The sequence below is a fragment of the Ruegeria sp. ANG-R genome, assembly GCF_000813985.1.
Lineage (GTDB): Bacteria > Pseudomonadota > Alphaproteobacteria > Rhodobacterales > Rhodobacteraceae > Ruegeria.
This window is the reverse complement of record NZ_JWLJ01000007.1, coordinates 19,062-36,276: the sequence shown is the minus strand read 5'-3', so window position 1 is coordinate 36,276 and position 17,215 is coordinate 19,062. Positions and strand designations below refer to the sequence as shown.

General features: G+C 53.4%; 19 protein-coding genes and 1 tRNA gene. 5 read left to right on the top strand and 15 right to left on the bottom strand.

Annotation, left to right across the window (positions count from 1 at the left end):
• Positions 1 to 163: 163 nt before the first annotated feature.
• The 7 genes from RA27_RS16390 to RA27_RS16355 form a co-directional block, all read right to left on the bottom strand.
• Positions 164 to 1,600 (bottom strand): DUF1963 domain-containing protein, encoded by a 1,437-nt coding sequence (locus RA27_RS16390; protein ID WP_039541468.1) that lies wholly within the window; start codon positions 1,598 to 1,600, stop codon positions 164 to 166.
• Between the two features lie 654 nt (positions 1,601 to 2,254).
• On the bottom strand, positions 2,255 to 2,827 hold the full coding sequence (locus RA27_RS23755; RefSeq protein WP_082025168.1) for a MobA/MobL family protein: 573 nt from the start codon (positions 2,825 to 2,827) through the stop codon (positions 2,255 to 2,257).
• A gap of 407 nt (positions 2,828 to 3,234) precedes the next feature.
• Entirely contained in the window at positions 3,235 to 3,999 is a 765-nt protein-coding gene (locus tag RA27_RS16375) for a hypothetical protein (RefSeq protein ID WP_039541459.1), read from the bottom strand.
• Entirely contained in the window at positions 3,999 to 4,820 is an 822-nt protein-coding gene (locus tag RA27_RS16370) for a hypothetical protein (protein WP_039541457.1), read from the bottom strand. Before RA27_RS16370 ends, RA27_RS16375 begins: the two co-directional genes overlap by 1 nt.
• A gap of 12 nt (positions 4,821 to 4,832) precedes the next feature.
• The gene (locus tag RA27_RS16365) at positions 4,833 to 6,797 is read right to left on the bottom strand and encodes a hypothetical protein (protein ID WP_039541455.1); all 1,965 of its coding nucleotides are present in this window, start codon (positions 6,795 to 6,797) and stop codon (positions 4,833 to 4,835) included.
• Between the two features lie 14 nt (positions 6,798 to 6,811).
• Positions 6,812 to 7,036: a hypothetical protein gene (locus tag RA27_RS16360; RefSeq protein WP_039541453.1), complete on the bottom strand. Its 225-nt coding sequence runs from the start codon at positions 7,034 to 7,036 to the stop codon at positions 6,812 to 6,814.
• A 102-nt stretch (positions 7,037 to 7,138) separates the two neighbouring features.
• Positions 7,139 to 8,671, bottom strand: coding sequence for a DNA cytosine methyltransferase (locus tag RA27_RS16355; RefSeq protein WP_039541450.1), 1,533 nt, complete (start codon positions 8,669 to 8,671; stop codon positions 7,139 to 7,141).
• 82 nt (positions 8,672 to 8,753) lie between these two features.
• On the opposite strand from RA27_RS16355, the gene vsr reads away from it, so the two are divergent.
• Positions 8,754 to 9,197, top strand: coding sequence for a DNA mismatch endonuclease Vsr (vsr, locus tag RA27_RS16350; RefSeq protein ID WP_039541448.1), 444 nt, complete (start codon positions 8,754 to 8,756; stop codon positions 9,195 to 9,197).
• 158 nt (positions 9,198 to 9,355) lie between these two features.
• Here vsr and RA27_RS16345 read toward each other — a convergent pair.
• The 8 genes from RA27_RS16345 to RA27_RS16310 form a co-directional block, all read right to left on the bottom strand.
• Positions 9,356 to 9,430: transfer RNA gene (locus RA27_RS16345), tRNA-Phe, on the bottom strand.
• Between the two features lie 79 nt (positions 9,431 to 9,509).
• The gene (gene yacG, locus RA27_RS16340; protein WP_039541445.1) at positions 9,510 to 9,692 is read right to left on the bottom strand and encodes a DNA gyrase inhibitor YacG; all 183 of its coding nucleotides are present in this window, start codon (positions 9,690 to 9,692) and stop codon (positions 9,510 to 9,512) included.
• On the bottom strand, positions 9,689 to 10,711 hold the full coding sequence (locus tag RA27_RS16335) for a ribonuclease E/G (RefSeq protein WP_039541443.1): 1,023 nt from the start codon (positions 10,709 to 10,711) through the stop codon (positions 9,689 to 9,691). The genes yacG and RA27_RS16335 overlap by 4 nt, the downstream gene beginning before the upstream one ends.
• Positions 10,708 to 11,286: a Maf family protein gene (locus RA27_RS16330; protein WP_039541439.1), complete on the bottom strand. Its 579-nt coding sequence runs from the start codon at positions 11,284 to 11,286 to the stop codon at positions 10,708 to 10,710. Before RA27_RS16330 ends, RA27_RS16335 begins: the two co-directional genes overlap by 4 nt.
• Before the next feature lie 10 nt (positions 11,287 to 11,296).
• Positions 11,297 to 11,515, bottom strand: a complete 219-nt coding sequence (gene infA, locus RA27_RS16325) for a translation initiation factor IF-1 (protein WP_005978431.1) — start codon at positions 11,513 to 11,515, stop codon at positions 11,297 to 11,299.
• A 90-nt stretch (positions 11,516 to 11,605) separates the two neighbouring features.
• Positions 11,606 to 12,481: a carbon-nitrogen hydrolase family protein gene (locus tag RA27_RS16320; protein ID WP_039541434.1), complete on the bottom strand. Its 876-nt coding sequence runs from the start codon at positions 12,479 to 12,481 to the stop codon at positions 11,606 to 11,608.
• A gap of 138 nt (positions 12,482 to 12,619) precedes the next feature.
• A complete protein-coding gene (locus RA27_RS16315; protein WP_039541431.1) occupies positions 12,620 to 13,282 on the bottom strand; it encodes a hypothetical protein in 663 nt (220 codons plus the stop codon).
• A 475-nt stretch (positions 13,283 to 13,757) separates the two neighbouring features.
• Positions 13,758 to 14,129, bottom strand: a complete 372-nt coding sequence (locus tag RA27_RS16310) for a hypothetical protein (RefSeq protein ID WP_039541428.1) — start codon at positions 14,127 to 14,129, stop codon at positions 13,758 to 13,760.
• Positions 14,130 to 14,198: 69 nt separating this feature from the next.
• Between RA27_RS16310 and RA27_RS16305 the strand changes: the two genes are divergently transcribed.
• From RA27_RS16305 to RA27_RS16295, 4 genes are all read left to right on the top strand, one after another.
• Entirely contained in the window at positions 14,199 to 15,374 is a 1,176-nt protein-coding gene (locus RA27_RS16305) for a recombinase family protein (protein WP_343294165.1), read from the top strand.
• The gene (locus tag RA27_RS24970) at positions 15,375 to 15,773 is read left to right on the top strand and encodes a hypothetical protein (RefSeq protein ID WP_343294164.1); all 399 of its coding nucleotides are present in this window, start codon (positions 15,375 to 15,377) and stop codon (positions 15,771 to 15,773) included.
• A gap of 123 nt (positions 15,774 to 15,896) precedes the next feature.
• Positions 15,897 to 16,610: a plasmid partitioning protein RepB C-terminal domain-containing protein gene (locus RA27_RS16300; RefSeq protein WP_052265330.1), complete on the top strand. Its 714-nt coding sequence runs from the start codon at positions 15,897 to 15,899 to the stop codon at positions 16,608 to 16,610.
• The gene (locus tag RA27_RS16295; protein ID WP_052265329.1) at positions 16,607 to 17,071 is read left to right on the top strand and encodes a plasmid partitioning protein RepB C-terminal domain-containing protein; all 465 of its coding nucleotides are present in this window, start codon (positions 16,607 to 16,609) and stop codon (positions 17,069 to 17,071) included. The genes RA27_RS16300 and RA27_RS16295 overlap by 4 nt, the downstream gene beginning before the upstream one ends.
• The last annotated feature ends 144 nt before the right edge of the window (positions 17,072 to 17,215 follow it).

Sequence of the window (17,215 nt, the reverse complement as noted above, 5' to 3'; positions counted from 1 at the left end):
GTCCATACCAGACCGGCCCTTGGTGCAGACCGCGGCGAAGGCGCCAGGGGAGCCCATATTGACGAATGCTGCGCGATTAACGAATGGCGGTGTTCTAGCCTAAAGCGGCGGGTCGGTTTCAATGGAGTGCAATTCACCGCGGGGATTTCGAAGCTCCGGTAAGCTAGTTCGTAACTTGAACACTCAAGTTTGAGAAATCTCCTCTTTTCAGATCACGTTTTTTGATTGTGATCACAAGATTTTTGACATCTCCGAACATCCAACCGATCAAATCGCTCGATGGCAATTCGAGCAGAGTCACTTCCTGTCGGCTGTTGAACTGGTGAACATAGCCCCATGGCGTATGACCCATTCCTCCCATTTCATGACGAGCTTGGGCGGCCCAAACCTCTTCGCAGTCTGAAATGAGTGCGTTGGACAATGTTCCGTCCTGCTTCAAGTACGGAACCTTCGCCGCGTCCGACAGTTCCTTCTCGTACAAGTTAATCCAGTTGTTTGATGCTTTTGGGTCATGTGTCGTGAGAGGTAACTCAAAAGCCTTAACACCTTCCTTCATTCTCTCAACTTGAGGTATGGTCCACGGTGGCGTCCTTATGTGCATCCAAGTCAGTTGACCCAGTTCGGCCATCAACGAGGAAATCGTTTCGTATGAAAAAGCGTCATTTTCGGACATTTTTTCATATTTTGACTTTAGTGCCTTTAGTTTTCTGAGCACTGAGGGGCCAGTTGCTGACCGAAACTTAAATGAGTCAACCAAAGCGAGCTGTTCGTCGAAATCGACCGTCATTCTGGCGATGTCTTCTATAGGACCGCCGTTCTTTTTTGACTGCTCAATTAATTTTCTTCTTTCGTCGATACTTTCGGGCTTCAAGTGATCTGGCAAGTCGCCAGAAGCGATCCCTGGTTCCACAAAACAAAGCGCCTTGTCGATCATCATCAGCGTTGACGGCCAATCGAATGGCAGCCGGTGTTTTTCGAAGACGTCATGGCGTTCGTTGTAGCGTTCGCGGGTGATTTTACAGCGACCGGAGAGACGCGGGTCATCCTGCCCTGGTCGAACAGGCACGATGTCTACCGGCCAACGTGGAAACTGCCAAGTGCGGTTTGGAGTCCGTCGACGGTGGTCAATGCCGAGAATGTAACACTCTTCATCAACCTCAGGAGAAGAAACGAAAGGACCAGCCTGATCGAAGTGCAGCGCCGTTAGTTTAAAGCTCTTGGGATCAAGAAAGATTGCAAGCCAGCCTTTGCGGGGGCCTAGTCCTTGCCAAAGATCATCTGGCAAATGGCTACAGTTGATTTGTGCCAAAAGTTGCGTCGGAGAATTGATTTCTGGCCAACTCATACCAACTGGTAAACAAGCCCCTCCTCCGATCCAGCCCGCCGCGGCATCCGCATCCCGTACTGGCACTTGGGGGACAAGACGAACGGAGATCGGCTCGTTCCCACGCGCGGCGCGCATATTCGTATCGTGCTGAATTTGTGCTAACATTCCCGAGGCTGCGCTGCCGACGAAATTTTCGTCCTCATTTGATAACCTGTGACTATTGCGCTTACGGCCAAGTGCTTTTTGGAAGAAATGCGTTAATCTCGATGTCATTAATTTTTCTCAGGCATAATGCTTTGTTGCCTCCGCCCAATCCGTGCCTTCGTGGTTAATCGTTTTCGCCAACCTGTTCAGGTAACTTAACGCCAAGGTGGGTGTTCGTCGAGCGATGTGAGAGTCTGAGCAGCGACCTGAAAGAAAATCCAAATTTGTCAGGTTTGAAGGTCAACAACACCAAATTGTACGATCAAATTACTGTTCTGGTTCAAGCATAACCAACTGACGGATAACACGACTATTAATAAGCAGACACCACCACAGAAAAGTTGAACGGCAGATTTGTCCCGCCCTACTGCCGGTCGAAACTGCACCCGCGAACGGCAGGTGTACGGATACGGTGAGTCTTCTGAGATTTTTATCGTACCAGCTATATGACACATGAAAGTCGCCTATACTTCGAAGAGGAACATTTTCTGGAAAGATCCAAGGCGGCAAAGCGTGAATACCGCATGTGCGCCCGAGTATTACACCCCATTCGGGACACTCCCGTTTCGAAAATCGACACACCTCTTCTTGCCGCAATCCATGACAAACTGGCGAAGAAGTATAGCTGGGACAAGGCCAATCGAGTGCGCAACTTTCTCATACAAGTTTTCAAATTCAGTATCCCCAAGGGATTGATTCTCAAGAACTTCGCTGACGACATCATTAAGAAGCCGCGTCCAAAGGATACCCCTGAGGCCTACAGAACCTGGACATATGAAGAGGTCCAAACAGCCCTTGATACAGCCTCCCCTCAGCTCCGGGCAGCATTGGCGATGATTTTCTGCACGGAGCAGGGCCCAAGCGACGCGTCGGAGTTCCGCAAAGCCAGAGGCAGAAGCCGCGGACAAGCCCGACCTGCTCGAGAAGCGGTAGCTCGCGTGGCAGGGTTGGGCGCAATTCGCGGATGACTCTTGCATTCTTTCGGCGTTCAGAACGCTCGGCTGCGTTCCAGAGCTCCTCGGCGTTTCCTGTCCAGTTGATCAATTCATGAGACAGGAGGCCAACCTTTCTGCCCGGCGAAAACCGTCGTCCAACCCGCGCATCCCGGAAGGTAGTGCGCGCGGTGTAGGCGGCGGATTTGACGGCGGAGCGACCGTCGGCACGAAAATGCAGGATGACTTCAAGTCTGCTGGCGGGTGTATCATGTAAAGGACATCGGGCCCCAACCCGAACTCCGCACAAAAAAGCCCACGGCAGGCGCTCAGGCAAACCCCAAGTTTGCGTAACTGCGCGCATTGCCCAACGGGCATGCGGACGGTCGCTCACAAGGCGGCCTGGCGGAGCCACATTTTCGCGCCCGGGTGGCGAAGCCGGGGTCCAGGCCGCATTTCCTGTTCGACCACTGAAAAGGGAGAACGAAATGGCGGACCTGGATCAACAAATCGAACAGGCGCGCGCGAGACTCAGGGACCTTCAGGCCCGGGCGAGCAAACAACGAAGACGCGATGAAACGCGAAAAAAGATCATCTATGGAGCCGCGCTTCAGGAACACCTCGAGCAATTGGAAGCCTCCAAAAGGGAGGCAACCTTGGCTTGGCTACACAGAAGGATAACTCGACCTTCCGACAGGCGTTTTCTGGGCCTGTCAGGATCCGCGAGAAGTTATGACCAACAGGAATAAGCCTAAAGCCGTTACGTCATCGCTATTCGCGCCATGCATCGAATTCGGTAGGCAGAAGACTGTAGACTTGTTCTTTAGTCATTGAATGAATGTCGAAATTCATTTGCAGCTGTTTGGCCACCTTTGTCGCCAAGCGTCTGGCACTGCCCGGGGTTTCTTTGCCAAGCGCCTTTTTCTTCATTACCCCGCTCTCTGCATCCAAGTACATTTCGACCGATACCTCCAGCAAAGCGGGCGTTGTCAGGAAATCCTTATCAGAAGTATAGAGCTGCTCAATGGCGTCGGAATGCTCGTACATGGGGCGAGACAAGAATAGGCGCGCCGCAGTCTCTCCCAATTGCCTTTGAAGCCAGAAGGAAATGAAGGCCAAGTGCCGATAGTAACGGAACTTGCTGTATGCGAGGGGAATATATCGATAGGAGCTCCAAAGATCATGTGATTTCCCCCGGGCGGACGGCTTGAGCAATTGGGGAAGGTAGACCGCCGAAATCCAGGCCCAGAGCCCAACATTCGAATACTGGACCTTAGACAATTCGTCAGGAAGTACTTCATGGAGATATTGACCGAAATCGTACCGTGAGGCGAATGTCATGGCGTCATCAATTTGACCCGTTCCGGAAACCTCAAGAAGCAATGCGGATTCTCCGGCAAGTTTTTCGACGGATGCAAAAAATCCCTCTGATACTCTTGCTGGTTGAGAAGTTTTCACCTTCCCGCGCTCAGCATCAATCAGTTCCTGAAAGGCCGCCACACCGTCAGAATTGAACTCACAAATCGTTCTCTTCATTATAAAATCTCCTCAATCAGAGTTTTGCCGCCCCGCCATTTCTGGCTGGTAAACGCGACAACGATCTGCTCGACGAGATCAAGTCTATCCATGTTGTCAGCGTCGTTGAGATAGGCCGCTTCTTCTCCCTCGAGAGGTATTGCGAGCCGTTGCTGAATGAAGGTCACCCATTTTGCCAATAGAGAGGCCTCGTCGATGTCCTTGACGCTTTTGAATCTAAGGAGAATTCCTGTGGCGACATTTCTCACGACCTCAGGAAAAACATGTGCGGCGAAAATAGGATCGTCGACGAATTTGTGGAAGTAGTCGGCGTTCACGAACACTTCGAAATCGCCATGACCATCCCAGCTGACCTGCCAAATGCGATCCCCGATGCTCGTTGAGGGCTTGGGATGGAAGATACCCTTGTTCTCTTCTCCTGAGCCATCGTTCCCACTGCCGGTGTGGAGCCTCACGCGCCCACCTGTTGCTGCCAGGATCTTCCCTGATGCGCCCCCCGCACGTGAAATCACTTTGAGGCGAAACTCCAAGTTTGCTCCATCCGGGATCTCATGCAGTTCAATCTCATCTTCGGATCTGTATTCGGGCAGCACATGCCGACGGATGTCGCCGAGTACGAACACGTCGAGCACGAATTCCTTCGGCTCGTCTTCGCGAAGCTTGCACTCCTTTTCGATGGCAGTTCGGTCAAACTTGGCATGTATACGTACTGTTTCTCCTTGGCGATCAAGGAGCTGCAAGGAAAAAAGTTCGCTCTTCTGTTTGATTCGAGCGCGACCTGTGAAATTTTGTGTATCGTTGAATTCAAGCTGAATTGTCATTGGTACACCTCATCACAACTTTATTCTTGGGTGGATCAACAGATCCCGATTTCCATCAAATCCTTTTGCCGAAACGCGAAATTCGGGTTGGAGCAACTCGACAGTGAAGGTGTTCTCGGATGCCGAGACGACTTTTGCCGCACCTTGTGGTGAAATGTCGATCGGAATGGTCTTTCCAAATTGGAAATCAATCTTGCTGTAATCCCGCCAGGATCTGGTTTTTCCGAGAGCGGATACATATGCCGCCTTCACTGTAACCTCGATCGGAAAGGAAACATTCTCTTCTTCGAAAAGCTCGGCAAGATTCCCCACTGGTAGCAGGTCGAAACCGGGGTTCTCTGCATCCCTTTCGACCCGGATGGCAGGCGATCTTTTCACCGCAGGAAGGTCATCCGGTTCCTCAGATTTTTTTCGTTTCTGGCCGCGCTTCTTCTTGGTACCTGTGCCAACCGGTTCGGTGACCGAGAAGATATCGTCGGCAAAATTCTCGTATGTGTTCGCATCCTCGTCTTCCCGTGAGAGGATGCGATACATATGCGCGGGGAGATCCATCACGAACCTAAGCGCCCAATCGGACTCGAAGCTCTTCTGCTCATTGAAACGGTTGAGGAACCATCTGGTGTGTGCTGGCTCTTCGGCTTCCTTCAAGTAGTCCGACATGACCTGTTCCTCGGCAATCAAGAAACAGGTGACATTCTTTGCGGGAATGTTCGACGGTTGCCGCGAGATGATGATCTGATTCCTGATGAATTGGGCATTGTCGGTCAGCTTGTAATCGGTCTTTTTGAAAAATACTTCTACCAGACCGACCTGCTCCTCCCCACCAACAGCCTCGATTTTCAGACTGAAACTGAAACCGATCAGCTGACCCTTTTCGAAGGCAGAGTACATCCGTTCGAGGTTGTCATCTGAAAAACAATCTTTAGAAACCGCGCCACGGATGTCTCCGTGGGCTGTGAGACTCAATTTCGGCTCGTTTCCTGCAAACCAGTTTGCGTTTCCGCTGGTCCTGAGCTCCAGGATTTCTCTGACGATTCCAACGCGATGCTCAGTGTCCGAAGCAGCATTTCTTGATCGCCCCTCTTGCTCCGAAATCTGCGAGACCACCATGGAGATATTCTCCGCACTGACGGTCGTCGTTTCGCCGGAGTGGCGGTCGACGACCTCGATAACAAGATCGCCCTTCAGAATGGGCCAGTAATAGTCCCGCACCGCTGCAAGCAGTAGCCCGCTGCTATCGACCGAGTTGGGAACACCCGGGATAAAGACGGACAAACCACTCTCGTCGCGGTTCAGGGAGAACTCTGAGAGGAACTCTTCAATCTGGGAAGCTTCCTCGATGGGCATGAATTTGTCCTTACCATCCTGTTGGATGGTTCGACCAAAGCGACCATAGCCAAGATAGCTTCTTCCATTCACATGGTGATAAGGCAGGTTTGCAAAGCCGAGGAGATACCGCTTTTCGTCCGTGCAGCGTTTGGTTACTGCCAGAAACAGCGACATCCCAGAAATTCTTGTCAGCGTGGTCTTCCCAACGCCATGACTGCCGCTTGAGCCTTTGCCTTTGCCGCTGATGCCATCATTCCACCAAAATCCAACAAAGTTCGAGCCAGAATGAGCATTGTTCTTATCGGTTTCGCCAATTAGGCCCTTGGTGCCTTGGTCTTCAATTATCAGGCAACGAAGTTCCTGACCTACAAAGCTGTCAGCGAATTTGCCGAGATCGTCACTCGAGAGGTGATCGTCGACAGTCTCGTCGGCCTGACCAGTTCTCAAGAACGGTTCGAGGGTTTCCCACGGATACGAGGCCAACGAGAGACGCACCCTGACCGGCTCCAATGGGTCGAGAGCTGCATCCAGAGAGTTTTGGACAGCCTCACGTACTAAAGCAGTAGAGGCGTCCTGATCGTTGAAAAATTCATTGAGTTTCGAACTTGAATTGCTGTGCTCCGGGCCGGCCTTGGGAAAGCTCCACATCACATCTTCCTAATCTACAGTTTGAAATCTTGGTCAGAAGGCCGGGCCTGCGCGAAACGGCCCTTCAACGCCTTCATCTCTTCATCGAGCGCCTTCATGATCTTCCGAACATCCCCTTCATCGAATGAGTAGTTATTCCTGTTCGAAAGGTTGCCGATAAGCCGGAGGTCCTTGATGGCCTTATTCACGCGCTTCTCCGCGAGCTCCTCAAATTTCTGTCTCTTGTCTCGCTCAACCATCGACAGTCACCTCCAATCCACGTGGCGCTCGACTCATATAGCTTCTCTATTTCTTGAATGTCAACTACATTTCACAAATGTAGTTTCAGTGTTGATATTGTATTACCCAATCTGCACATCCTGCTTCTGCTTCGCTTGACTCAACATGCGCGAAACCGCGCTTGCGATTTGGAATGCGAGATACGGGGGCACCGCATTGCCCACCTGGTGATACTGGGCCGTTCTACCCCCATGGAAGAAGTAGTTGTCAGGAAATGTCTGAAGCCTCGCAGCCTCTCGGACGGTCAAGGATCGACACTGTGTAGGATCAGGATGAATGAAGTAATGCCCATCCTTCGAAATATGGCTTGTCACCGTTGTCGAGGGGCGTTCACTCACTTGGGTCCGGAAACGGTCTGCAAAGTGCCCTGTTTTTCGATTCTTGTGATCAGGCTGCAGAAACTCTGGAAACTCTGACAGCTTTGGCGCCCTCTGATGCTCTTCCGCGAACATGGAAGAGAACAGGTAACGCCCGAGATCACCGGGGATGTGTCCTCTGGTTTCATGATGAAGGACGGACTGCAATTTGTCGTCCAGCAGCCATTCTTCGAGTTCCTTTGGAAGTTCATGACCTTTGGCGTAGCTACGTGCACATCTTTCCGACGGGAGTTCGTTACTCACGGCTATCTGTCGAGCACGATCTTTCACCTCCTCCGGCACATCCGCCGCCTTAGAGATAGCTTGTGCCTGATCACGAACGGAATCGGTCCAAGCATCCAATTGATCTCCTCGGCTCAGTCCGCTCCGTACTCGCGGTACCCCGGATAACGCTTCTGCGACTGTCGCCTGCCGTTCTCTGCGAACAAGGAGCGGCTCCCTCCCAAATTTCAGTCTTTCAGCGATGTCTTTCCGAAGCCCGACAACTATCACCCTGTGTCGTGCTTGCGGCACACCGTGATCTTCGGCGCGGAGAATGAAGTCTCGAGCCGGAGGGTGCCCCAACCCAAGATGTGGCGGCTCGGCCAACGGAATCAGTGTGTACCCTTGCGCAGCGCCGGCAAGGTCGTCGAGAACGCGGTGGAAAATGCCGCCGCCATCGACCTTGCTCGACAGCATACCCTTGACGTTTTCCATCACGAAAGCAGCCGGCTCAAGGCGCTCCAGAATGTTCACGTATTCCTTGTATAGATAATGCCGGTGATCGTTTTCGAGGACATAGTCCTCTTTGCCTTTGTTTCGTGATCGGCCCGCCAAGGAGTAGGCTTGGCAGGGCGGGCCACCAATAAGGATGGTATTTCCTCGGAAGTCAGTTCGAACCCTATCAAGAACCACGGCAATTTCGTCGAAAACACCCGGCTCACCCAGCACCAACTGTCGGACCTCCTTTTCTGCGTACCCCCATTCTTCCGGGTAGAGCTCCGACCAATTTGGAAACTCAGCACCTTCATTCAGTGCTGCGTAATATTCGGCAGGAAATTCACCTCCAAAGCAGCGCAAAAAGGAGCGCATACGTAGTGTCTGGACGGCGTTGGCTTCCATTTCCACAGAAAGATGGATTTTCATGCTGATGTCGCCATCACGCCCGGCTTGAGCAAAACCCTCGCCAAGCCCTCCCGGACCCGCAAACAGGTCGATTATAGCGAATTGACTGCTCATCTACGTCCCTTCATTGTATCGTTCTTTTAACTTCAAGAGCATGGTGTTCGCCAGGGTAAACCCGCTGCGAAATTGAGATCATATGGCAGACATAGTGACACCCGAAGTGCGCTCGAGGATGATGTCGCGCATACATGGTCGAAATACCAGGCCAGAGATAGCTTTGCGCGGAGCCCTTCACCGCAAAGGGTTTCGTTTCCGGTTGAATGTGAAGAAGCTACCCGGCTCGCCTGACATCGTGCTTCCGAAATGGAAGACCGCCATCTTTGTCCATGGGTGTTACTGGCACCGTCATCCCGGATGCCGGAAGGCCTCCACGCCTTCCAGCAACTTTGAATTCTGGGCAGAGAAGTTCCGACAGAATGTAAAAAGAGATGCGAGAAACATCAAAGACCTACAGGGGGCCGGCTGGCGAGTCGCTGTCGTCTGGGAGTGTGCCATCGGACGAGAGCCGTCGCCATGCTTGATCGGAAGGCTGGAAGATTTCATTATCAGCGGGCAGCCAGCCAGAATGGATTTCGAATGAATCCAATGAAATTGGTACGCCAAAAATTTCAAACACGGGCACAAAACTGTGGAGCAAAATGTGGAGCGAACCGGGGCGATCCGCACTCAGCCAACAACGGATTCCCTTAATTCATTAAGCAAAGCCAATATGTTAGCCGATAAAACTCTGTAGAATTGTGGTGCCCGGGGGCGGAATCGAACCACCGACACGAGGATTTTCAATCCACTGCTCTACCCCTGAGCTACCCGGGCACGGGAATGGCGTTTGCCATTGGGTGGAGGCCTTCTATGACTTGCCAATGGCAGTGTCCAGAGGCTTTTTGACATTTTTTCAATGTGGACGGTACGGTTGGTTTTCAGCCTGTTCCGATGTCGCCTCTGCGTCCTCTTCGCGTTGCGATGGCACCGCGTATGAGCCGTTCAGCCACTTTGCCAGATCAATATCCGCGCAGCGTTTCGAGCAGAACGGGCGGACAGTGTGAGCTGTATCTCCTCCGCAGATCGGGCAGCTCATTTTAGTATCTCCGTCAATGGGATACGACTGCGCTTGCGCTGTAATTCGAAATGCCCCAGCGGGGTCCAGCCGGCGAGAATTGTCTCATCTGGATCGGCTTTGAACGCCGCACGCAAGGCGGACTCAAAGCCCCGGCGGTCTTTCTTCGGCATCGGAGCAAGATCCAGTGTGATCTGACCTCCCAACCCGCGTACGCGCAAGGCGCGAGCAAGGGCTTTGGCGCAGGCGAAGTTCGCCTTGGTTCCCGCTGCCAGCGAGCTGTCTGAACCGGTGTTCACATCCACAGCAACCAAGGCACGGGTCGGTTGGATATAGAGGTGCCCACCGCCCGGCAATGCCTCCGAGATCCCCTTCGCCGTATCAAGCGCATCGAGGACGCCGTGGTCTTTGAAGCCGCCCGATGCAGTCACGACTTCGGCCGGATCGGTCCAGTCACGCCAAGCAAGGATATGTGGACCGTCGCTTTCGCTAAGCGTTTCGGGGTCGGTACCGGAATCACTCAGGACCTGATCGGCCAGCGCTAGCATGGCTGAAATATCTTCGGCAATCTCATCAGGTTCGGCTCCTTGACAGCAGGACCGAAGGATCAGTCCGTACGCGCTGTCACCCATCTGTTCATGGGCGATTTCGAGCAATTGGTCGCGGACATCTTCGTCCCGGATACGGCGCGAGATGTTCAACCCTGGCGCATCGGGCGTCACAATTGCATATCGGCTTTTGAATAGAATGCGGTTCGTGACAGGGATCGCCTTGCCTGGCTCGGCATAGCCTGTCACCTGGACAAGCAGCGATGCGCCAGGCGCCAACCCTTTGACCTGCCTCAGAAATGCGGGTCCGTCGGGGGTGGTCAGAAACATGCCCCCCTGACCTTTGACCGGGCGGTCGGCGCGGGCTCGATAGATGGTGCCGGGCGCAGGGGCGTCTGCGGCGATCAGGAAATCATCAAGGGTGCCATCCACCATCAAGGCAGCGGCCTCGCGGCCTTGGATGTGATCCAGAACGATGGTGCGACCCTTCATGATACCTCGCGATATAGCGGATAGCCGATGCCTTGTAGCAATGCGGCGGTTTCGGACAAAGGCAGACCAACGATACCGGTGAATGACCCCGAAATCCACGGGATGAATGCTCCAGCAGGGCCTTGAATTGCGTAGGCACCGGCTTTGCCCTGCCAGTCATTCGTGGCAAGGTAGGCATTGATTTCGGTGTCCGACAAACGCTTTACCTTGACCTGCGAAACTACATCGCGTTGGAGTATCCGCTCTCCACACCTTACCGCGACCGATGTGATCACACGGTGGCGCCGACCGGAGAGCGCATGGAGAAACTCGGCCGCCTGGCCCACGTCTTCGGGTTTGCCAAGTATGCGTCGCCCCAGCGCGACTGTCGTGTCCGCGCATAGCGTAGTATCGCCACTATCAGCTTGAACCGCCTGTACTTTTTCGCGCGTGATGCGGCTGCAATAAGGAACCGGCAATTCGCCTTTTAGCGGAGTTTCGTCGATATCAGGAGGGCGGATCGCATCGGGCTGCACGCCAAGCTGCGCCAACAGGTCCAGCCGCCTTGGGCTGCCCGATCCGAGGATAAACGCCATGTGCCTGGCGTTACTTGAAGCGGTAGTTGATCCGACCCTTGGTCAGATCATAGGGGGTCATCTCGACCTGAACCTTGTCGCCGGCCAGAACGCGGATGCGGTTCTTGCGCATCTTACCTGCCGTATGTGCGATGATCTCATGGCCGTTTTCCAGCTCGACCCGAAACGTCGCATTAGGCAGGAGTTCCTTCACGACACCGGGAAATTCGAGCGTATCTTCCTTGGCCATGTTGTCTCCATCATTACGTTGCACCTGCAGAATCTGCAGTTCGTGCGCTTAAATGAGCTTATTCGGGCCTTATTTCAAGGGCGGAATCACCTAAAGGGGGGATATTGTGACTGAATTGACTCTGGAATCCTGTTCGGCCCAATGGGTGCGGTTCAGCACGTGCCCATCGGCGCGGACGTTTGCAATCGAGGACAAATCGACTTCGGCATAGGTCCAGCCGGGCGCGTTCATTGCCCCCTCGGTAAGCACACCGGTCGACGGAAAGCCAATATCCGGCGGGCCGAATATACCGCCCATGCCGGTGTTCATATCAACCGCCTCGGACCAGTCATTATGGCCAACCAGTGATGACATCACCGTTACACATTGATTTTCAAGCGCACGTGACATAGCGCCAATGCGTACCCGCCAATAGCCTGACAGGGCTTCCGTACAGGATGGGACAAGAAGCAAATCGGCCTCTTGCAGGGCGCGACCTAGCAGCGGGAACTCGCTGTCATAACAGATGAGAACCCCGATCTTGCCCAATGACGTCTCAAACAGCTTCAAAGGCCCGCCAGCGGCAATGTTCCAGGATTCGCGTTCGAACCGTGTCATGATCTGCTTGTCCTGATGGTCGCAACGACCGTCAGGAGCGTAAAGGCTGGCACGGTTCACCGGACGACCCGGCCCGTCGATGACCGGGGCCGAGGCCCCCAGAATGTAGGTGTTGTAGGTTTTCGCCAGACGTGAATGTACAACCTGTACATCTTCCATACGCTCGGAAACGGCATGGATCGAACGTTCAAGATCACCCGCAACCCCCGGGCCTTCGAGCGTCGACAACTCCATCGCACCGTATTCGGGGAAGACCATCAGATCGGCACCCTCGTCCGCGGCCCCGGACACCCATTCCTCAAGCTTGTCTTCATACTGCGCCCAGTTGTCGAGCCAGTCGAGATTATACGCGGCGGTAGCGATTTTCATGTGTCGGTCCCGGACATTGTCTACACGCGACATTAAGACAGCAGATTAAGCGGGGCTACTCCAAACAGGTTGCAAGAGGCCCGAAGTCCCCCCTTGATGTGTCTACTCCACAGACCGAGAGGGGGCGGTCTCCGGCGTCTAGTTGGTCGTATGGCCGCCGGCCGAGTTGACTTCCCTCAGAACCTGAACAAATCCAGCCAGGAAAATCGCCTCGGCCATCAGCTTGGCGACTTCTTCAAGCGCACGAAGCGGCAGTTTGACGTCAAGGACATGGGCCTCGGGGATGCCGAGCCACAGGAACAGCGCATTATCATTTGTTACCGCGTCGAACACGACCGATGCGGCCAGAAAGGCAAAGCCGGGCATCAGGTACCGCAGCAGAACCTTGTGGCGGAGTATCTCCGCCCGAAAGCGATAAAGAATACCCGCACCAATAAGCCCGTAGATCCCGATCAGGATGTCGTCGATCCGGTCAGTCAGGCTGGTTTGCGAAATTCCGAAGTAACGATGAAACGCCTTGTCCAAACCTTCATGAATCTCGAAACCTTCGTCAAACGCGAGAAAGGCAAACCCCAGAGAAATCAAGAGCCAGATGATGTGTCTCTGCCGCAGAAAAATCCGGAAATTCATCAACGCGATCAATGCGAGCAGCAGAATGGAGATATGGGTGCCAACCGTCCCCTCGCGGTAATGCTTGGTGGGATTGTCATGGCCGATGTAACCGACCACAACCATGATCAGGTTCAGTACTGCTACTGTAACAATGATGTGCCGGGCGGACACTTTCCGCAAACCCAACATCTGAAACTCCTTGGTTTTTATCGTTATTTCCGGTCGAATCTCTGAAATTTGTGCATTGCCTGAGACGAGCTAATAGCCGAGACCGGATAGTCACAAAAGTGTCATTAACACGCCCTCTGAGCGCAGGCAAACCCAGCCTCAAAAGGCGTTTATGGAAGAGTTTCAACTCGCAACAAGGCTCCTTGTTGCTGCTTGTCCAGGCATAGCCAAACAATGATCGATGAGGATACTGGCGTTCAGGTTAGTGCGGTCATCGACGGATTATTTTCTGTGACTCAATGGACAAAAAAGATCTCGGTGAATCAGTAAATCCCGTCATTCAATTCTGACCCAAACGTCAAGCATTTCTAACCCAGAACGCGTGGAAACTCTTCAACTGCGCTGGGGTCAACATCATGCATAAACAGTTAGGTCCTCCAAATTTTTATCTGAAGGCTCTCCATCGCGTTGGAGCAGCCGAAAGTGTCTATTCTGGTTATTGATCGCACTCATCGGCGCAAATCGTATCTAAATCACTCAAAATTCCGGCCAGTTCTTCTCTGACGAGCTTTAGCCGTGCTACCGATATCGCTTCGCTCCGTCCCGCCAATTCGAGTACAACCGCGAAAACTGTGTCTGAATGCTTCATCAATGCGATCAAGTTTTCGCCTGTCGGTCCGTATGAGCCAGATATCCAGTTCTTAGTCGTTCGTTCACTTGCTCCAGTCCACCGCATCGTTGATTTTGTAGCTCGCCCTGCCCCACCCAGTTCTTGAGAAAGAGCGTCGCTGATCGCCTCCCTGTATTCTGACGCCGAAACGCGCTCGTCGCACTTTCGATGAAACGTGTTGCCCTTTTTATGAAACATGTTTCGGGACCTCTCCCTTTAGGATTGAGAAAGGAATCGCAGAGTTCCCGTACAGGTTTGCAAATTTGAGTGGTGGGAGCCGCAGCATTGAGTTGGCCGAGGAACAAGACAGACAGGGAAAACCGCCGGAACGCTGCACAGTACGTTCGCATGTCGACAGAGCATCAGCGCTACTCGACCGAAAACCAAGCCGACGCCATCCAGCGCTATGCCGATGAACGCAGCTACAAAATTATCCGAACCTATTCTGATGCAAGCAAAAGCGGATTGAGAATTCAAGGCCGCGCGGGCCTATCGCAATTGATCGACGACATCGAAACTGGTCAGACCGAATTCGGAACTGTTCTCGTTTACGATGTCAGCCGTTGGGGGCGCTTCCAAGACGCGGATGAAAGCGCCTACTACGAGTATATCTGCAAACGGGCGGGCATTTCGGTCGAATACTGCGCTGAACAGTTCGAGAATGATGGCAGCCCAATGTCAACCGTCGTCAAAGGTTTAAAGCGGGCAATGGCAGGCGAATACAGTCGCGAGCTTTCGCAAAAGGTCTTTGCGGGGCAGCAGCGGCTGATCGAGTTGGGCTATCGACAAGGCGGCGCAGCTGGGTTCGGGTTGCGGCGGATGCTGATTGATGAAGCAGGACGGACAAAGGGCATTCTTTCGCGAGGTGAACACAAGAGCATTCAGACCGACCGAGTAACACTTGTTCCGGGTCCTGCCGATGAAATCGCAATAGTGAACCAGATCTTCTTGAGGTTTGTGAACGACGGTTGGTCTGAAGCTAAGATTGCGTCAGACCTGAATCAGCGCGGAATTCGAACCGATCTGGATCGGGATTGGTCACCGGCGGTTGTGCGTCAAATTCTGACCAACGAAAAATACATCGGGAATAATCTCTGGAACCGCAATTCCTTCAAACTCAAGAAACGCCATGTTCGGAACGATCCGGAAAATTGGGTCCGCGCTGTTGGTGCCTTTGAAGCAATCGTTGACGCCAACCTGTTCGACGCAGCCGGGGCAATTATTGCAGCCCGCTCCCATGTGTTGTCCGACGAAGAAATGCTGGATCGGCTAAATGAGGTTTTGGAGGAAAACGGGTATCTCTCGGGCTTTGTCATCAATGAAGCGCCAAAGCTTCCATCCAGCGGGGCCTATCAGAACAGATTTGGTAGCCTGTTGCGCGCTTGCAGCCTCATCGGCTTCAAGCCTGACAGAGATTACCGATACATTGAGATCAACAGATGATTGCGCAGCCTGCATTCCGACATCGTCCGGGACATCATCGCCGGGGTCGAAGCCGTTGGCGGAGATCTCGCTCTTGACCCCAGTTCAGATACTCTCATCATCAATGACGAGTTCACCGTTTCAATTGTCATTGCGCGCTGTCTTCAGACAGGCGCAGGTGCGTATCGCTGGAACATTCGTTTGAACACCGGTCAGCTCCCCGACTTGTCCATCGTCGTCAGGATGGGGCAGTCAAACAGAACGCCGCTCGACTACTACTTGTTGCCTACCTTTGACATGACCAAATCAAAGTTACGCTTGGCGGAAAACAACAGTTTGTCCCTTGATGCATTCCGCTTCGACAACCTAGCGCATTTCTTCAACATGGCTGCACGTGCGCCGATCCTGGAGGTAGCGTGACGGACCATGCGCCGGTCGGGCGCACTGTTCTTGTTCCTGTCGATGCAATTACCGTAGTCGACCCAAGGTTCAGGAACAAAAAAGGTTTTCGACGAGATTACAGCGAACATCGCGGAGCTTGGGTTGAAAAGACCCATTACGGTTGCGGCGCGTGAGACTGAAGATGGAGACAAGCCGGTATACGAATTGGTCTGCGGCCAGGGCCGACTGGAAGCATTCAAGGTTCTGGGCCAATCTGAAATCCCGGCGATCGTCATCAATGCCAGCAGCGAAGACTGCCTTGTAATGAGCCTGGTAGAAAATCTGGCGCGCAGGCAGCACCATTCGCTGGATTTGCTCCGAGATATCGGGCGCCTCAAGGAAGAGGGATACTCTGAAGCTGAAATCGCCGCCAAGACCCAGCTGTCCAAAAAGTATGTCCATGGCGTGATAAAGCTTCTGGAAAGTCATGAACACCGCCTCCTGCGCGCAGTGGAGAGCGGTAAGATCCCGGTCAGTGTCGCCGTTGACATCGCGGACGCTGATGATGTCGGCGTGCAACGTGTTCTCCGGCAGGCGTATGAGAAAAAGCTCCTGCGCGGCGGCAGACTCCTGGCGGCCAAGCGTCTGGTTGAGGCGCGCCAGAAACACGGCAAGGGTCGCGCGTCCACTGTCGACCGGCCACGCAAGAGCCTTTCTGTCGAGACTCTGCTCAAGACCTATGAAAACGATGTCGAGAAAAAGAAGGTGCTGCTGAGAAAGGCAAGCGCAACGCGGAGTGAACTGCTTTTTCTGACACAAGCGCTCAAGACGCTGATGGCTGACGAAAACTTCGTCACATTCAGGAGCACAAGATGATCCTGAGAGCCCTCTCCCTTGGCGTGCCGGAAGCCCGTTTGGCGAGCGCGCTTAATGTCAACATCAAGACCCTGAAGCAGAAACGCCAGCTTCTGGATGGTATCTGCGAAGAGGCGGCGCAACTGATGGTCGCCATGAATAAGTTCACGATCAATTATGCCCGATCGCTTCTGGCCGCGACACCCGAGCGCCAGTTGGTATCAGCGGCAACGCCGAAAAAGATCAAAGGCATTTCGCGCGAACAGCTGGAGCGGATGGAGCGCGAGTCTGCCAATCTGGAACGCGAGGTCCGCCTTGTCGAAGACAGCTACGGTGCGGATCATCTCGATCTGGCCCTAACACGCGGGTTCATCGCGAAACAGATGCGCAGCGAGCAGATCACACGCTACCTTTCGCTGCACCATGACGCGTTCTTACCCGCGTTTGAAAAGATCACGGAAAACGAGGCCTTCACTTCCTGAACCCTCACGGCTGGATAGAAGCGTTTTACTAACAAAAGCTCGCTTTCATGCTCAATTCCCGATTTTCGCCTATTCATTTTTCGGAAGGGTGTCGCGAAACCCATGTTCATTTGACCGGCATCGCACCGTTACGGAAGGCGAAGC

Excerpts from the sequence above, each read along its gene's own strand:
- RA27_RS16390 (WP_039541468.1), bottom strand. The coding sequence starts at position 1,600 with ATGACATCGAGATTAACGCATTTCTTCCAAAAAGCACTTGGCCGTAAG.
- RA27_RS23755 (WP_082025168.1), bottom strand. The coding sequence starts at position 2,827 with ATGCGCGCAGTTACGCAAACTTGGGGTTTGCCTGAGCGCCTGCCGTGG.
- RA27_RS16375 (WP_039541459.1), bottom strand. The coding sequence starts at position 3,999 with ATGAAGAGAACGATTTGTGAGTTCAATTCTGACGGTGTGGCGGCCTTT.
- RA27_RS16370 (WP_039541457.1), bottom strand. The coding sequence starts at position 4,820 with ATGACAATTCAGCTTGAATTCAACGATACACAAAATTTCACAGGTCGC.
- RA27_RS16365 (WP_039541455.1), bottom strand. The coding sequence starts at position 6,797 with ATGTGGAGCTTTCCCAAGGCCGGCCCGGAGCACAGCAATTCAAGTTCG.
- RA27_RS16360 (WP_039541453.1), bottom strand. The coding sequence starts at position 7,036 with ATGGTTGAGCGAGACAAGAGACAGAAATTTGAGGAGCTCGCGGAGAAG.
- RA27_RS16355 (WP_039541450.1), bottom strand. The coding sequence starts at position 8,671 with ATGAGCAGTCAATTCGCTATAATCGACCTGTTTGCGGGTCCGGGAGGG.
- vsr (WP_039541448.1), top strand. The coding sequence starts at position 8,754 with ATGGCAGACATAGTGACACCCGAAGTGCGCTCGAGGATGATGTCGCGC.
- yacG (WP_039541445.1), bottom strand. The coding sequence starts at position 9,692 with ATGAGCTGCCCGATCTGCGGAGGAGATACAGCTCACACTGTCCGCCCG.
- RA27_RS16335 (WP_039541443.1), bottom strand. The coding sequence starts at position 10,711 with ATGAAGGGTCGCACCATCGTTCTGGATCACATCCAAGGCCGCGAGGCC.
- RA27_RS16330 (WP_039541439.1), bottom strand. The coding sequence starts at position 11,286 with ATGGCGTTTATCCTCGGATCGGGCAGCCCAAGGCGGCTGGACCTGTTG.
- infA (WP_005978431.1), bottom strand. The coding sequence starts at position 11,515 with ATGGCCAAGGAAGATACGCTCGAATTTCCCGGTGTCGTGAAGGAACTC.
- RA27_RS16320 (WP_039541434.1), bottom strand. The coding sequence starts at position 12,481 with ATGAAAATCGCTACCGCCGCGTATAATCTCGACTGGCTCGACAACTGG.
- RA27_RS16315 (WP_039541431.1), bottom strand. The coding sequence starts at position 13,282 with ATGTTGGGTTTGCGGAAAGTGTCCGCCCGGCACATCATTGTTACAGTA.
- RA27_RS16310 (WP_039541428.1), bottom strand. The coding sequence starts at position 14,129 with ATGTTTCATAAAAAGGGCAACACGTTTCATCGAAAGTGCGACGAGCGC.
- RA27_RS16295 (WP_052265329.1), top strand. The coding sequence starts at position 16,607 with ATGATCCTGAGAGCCCTCTCCCTTGGCGTGCCGGAAGCCCGTTTGGCG.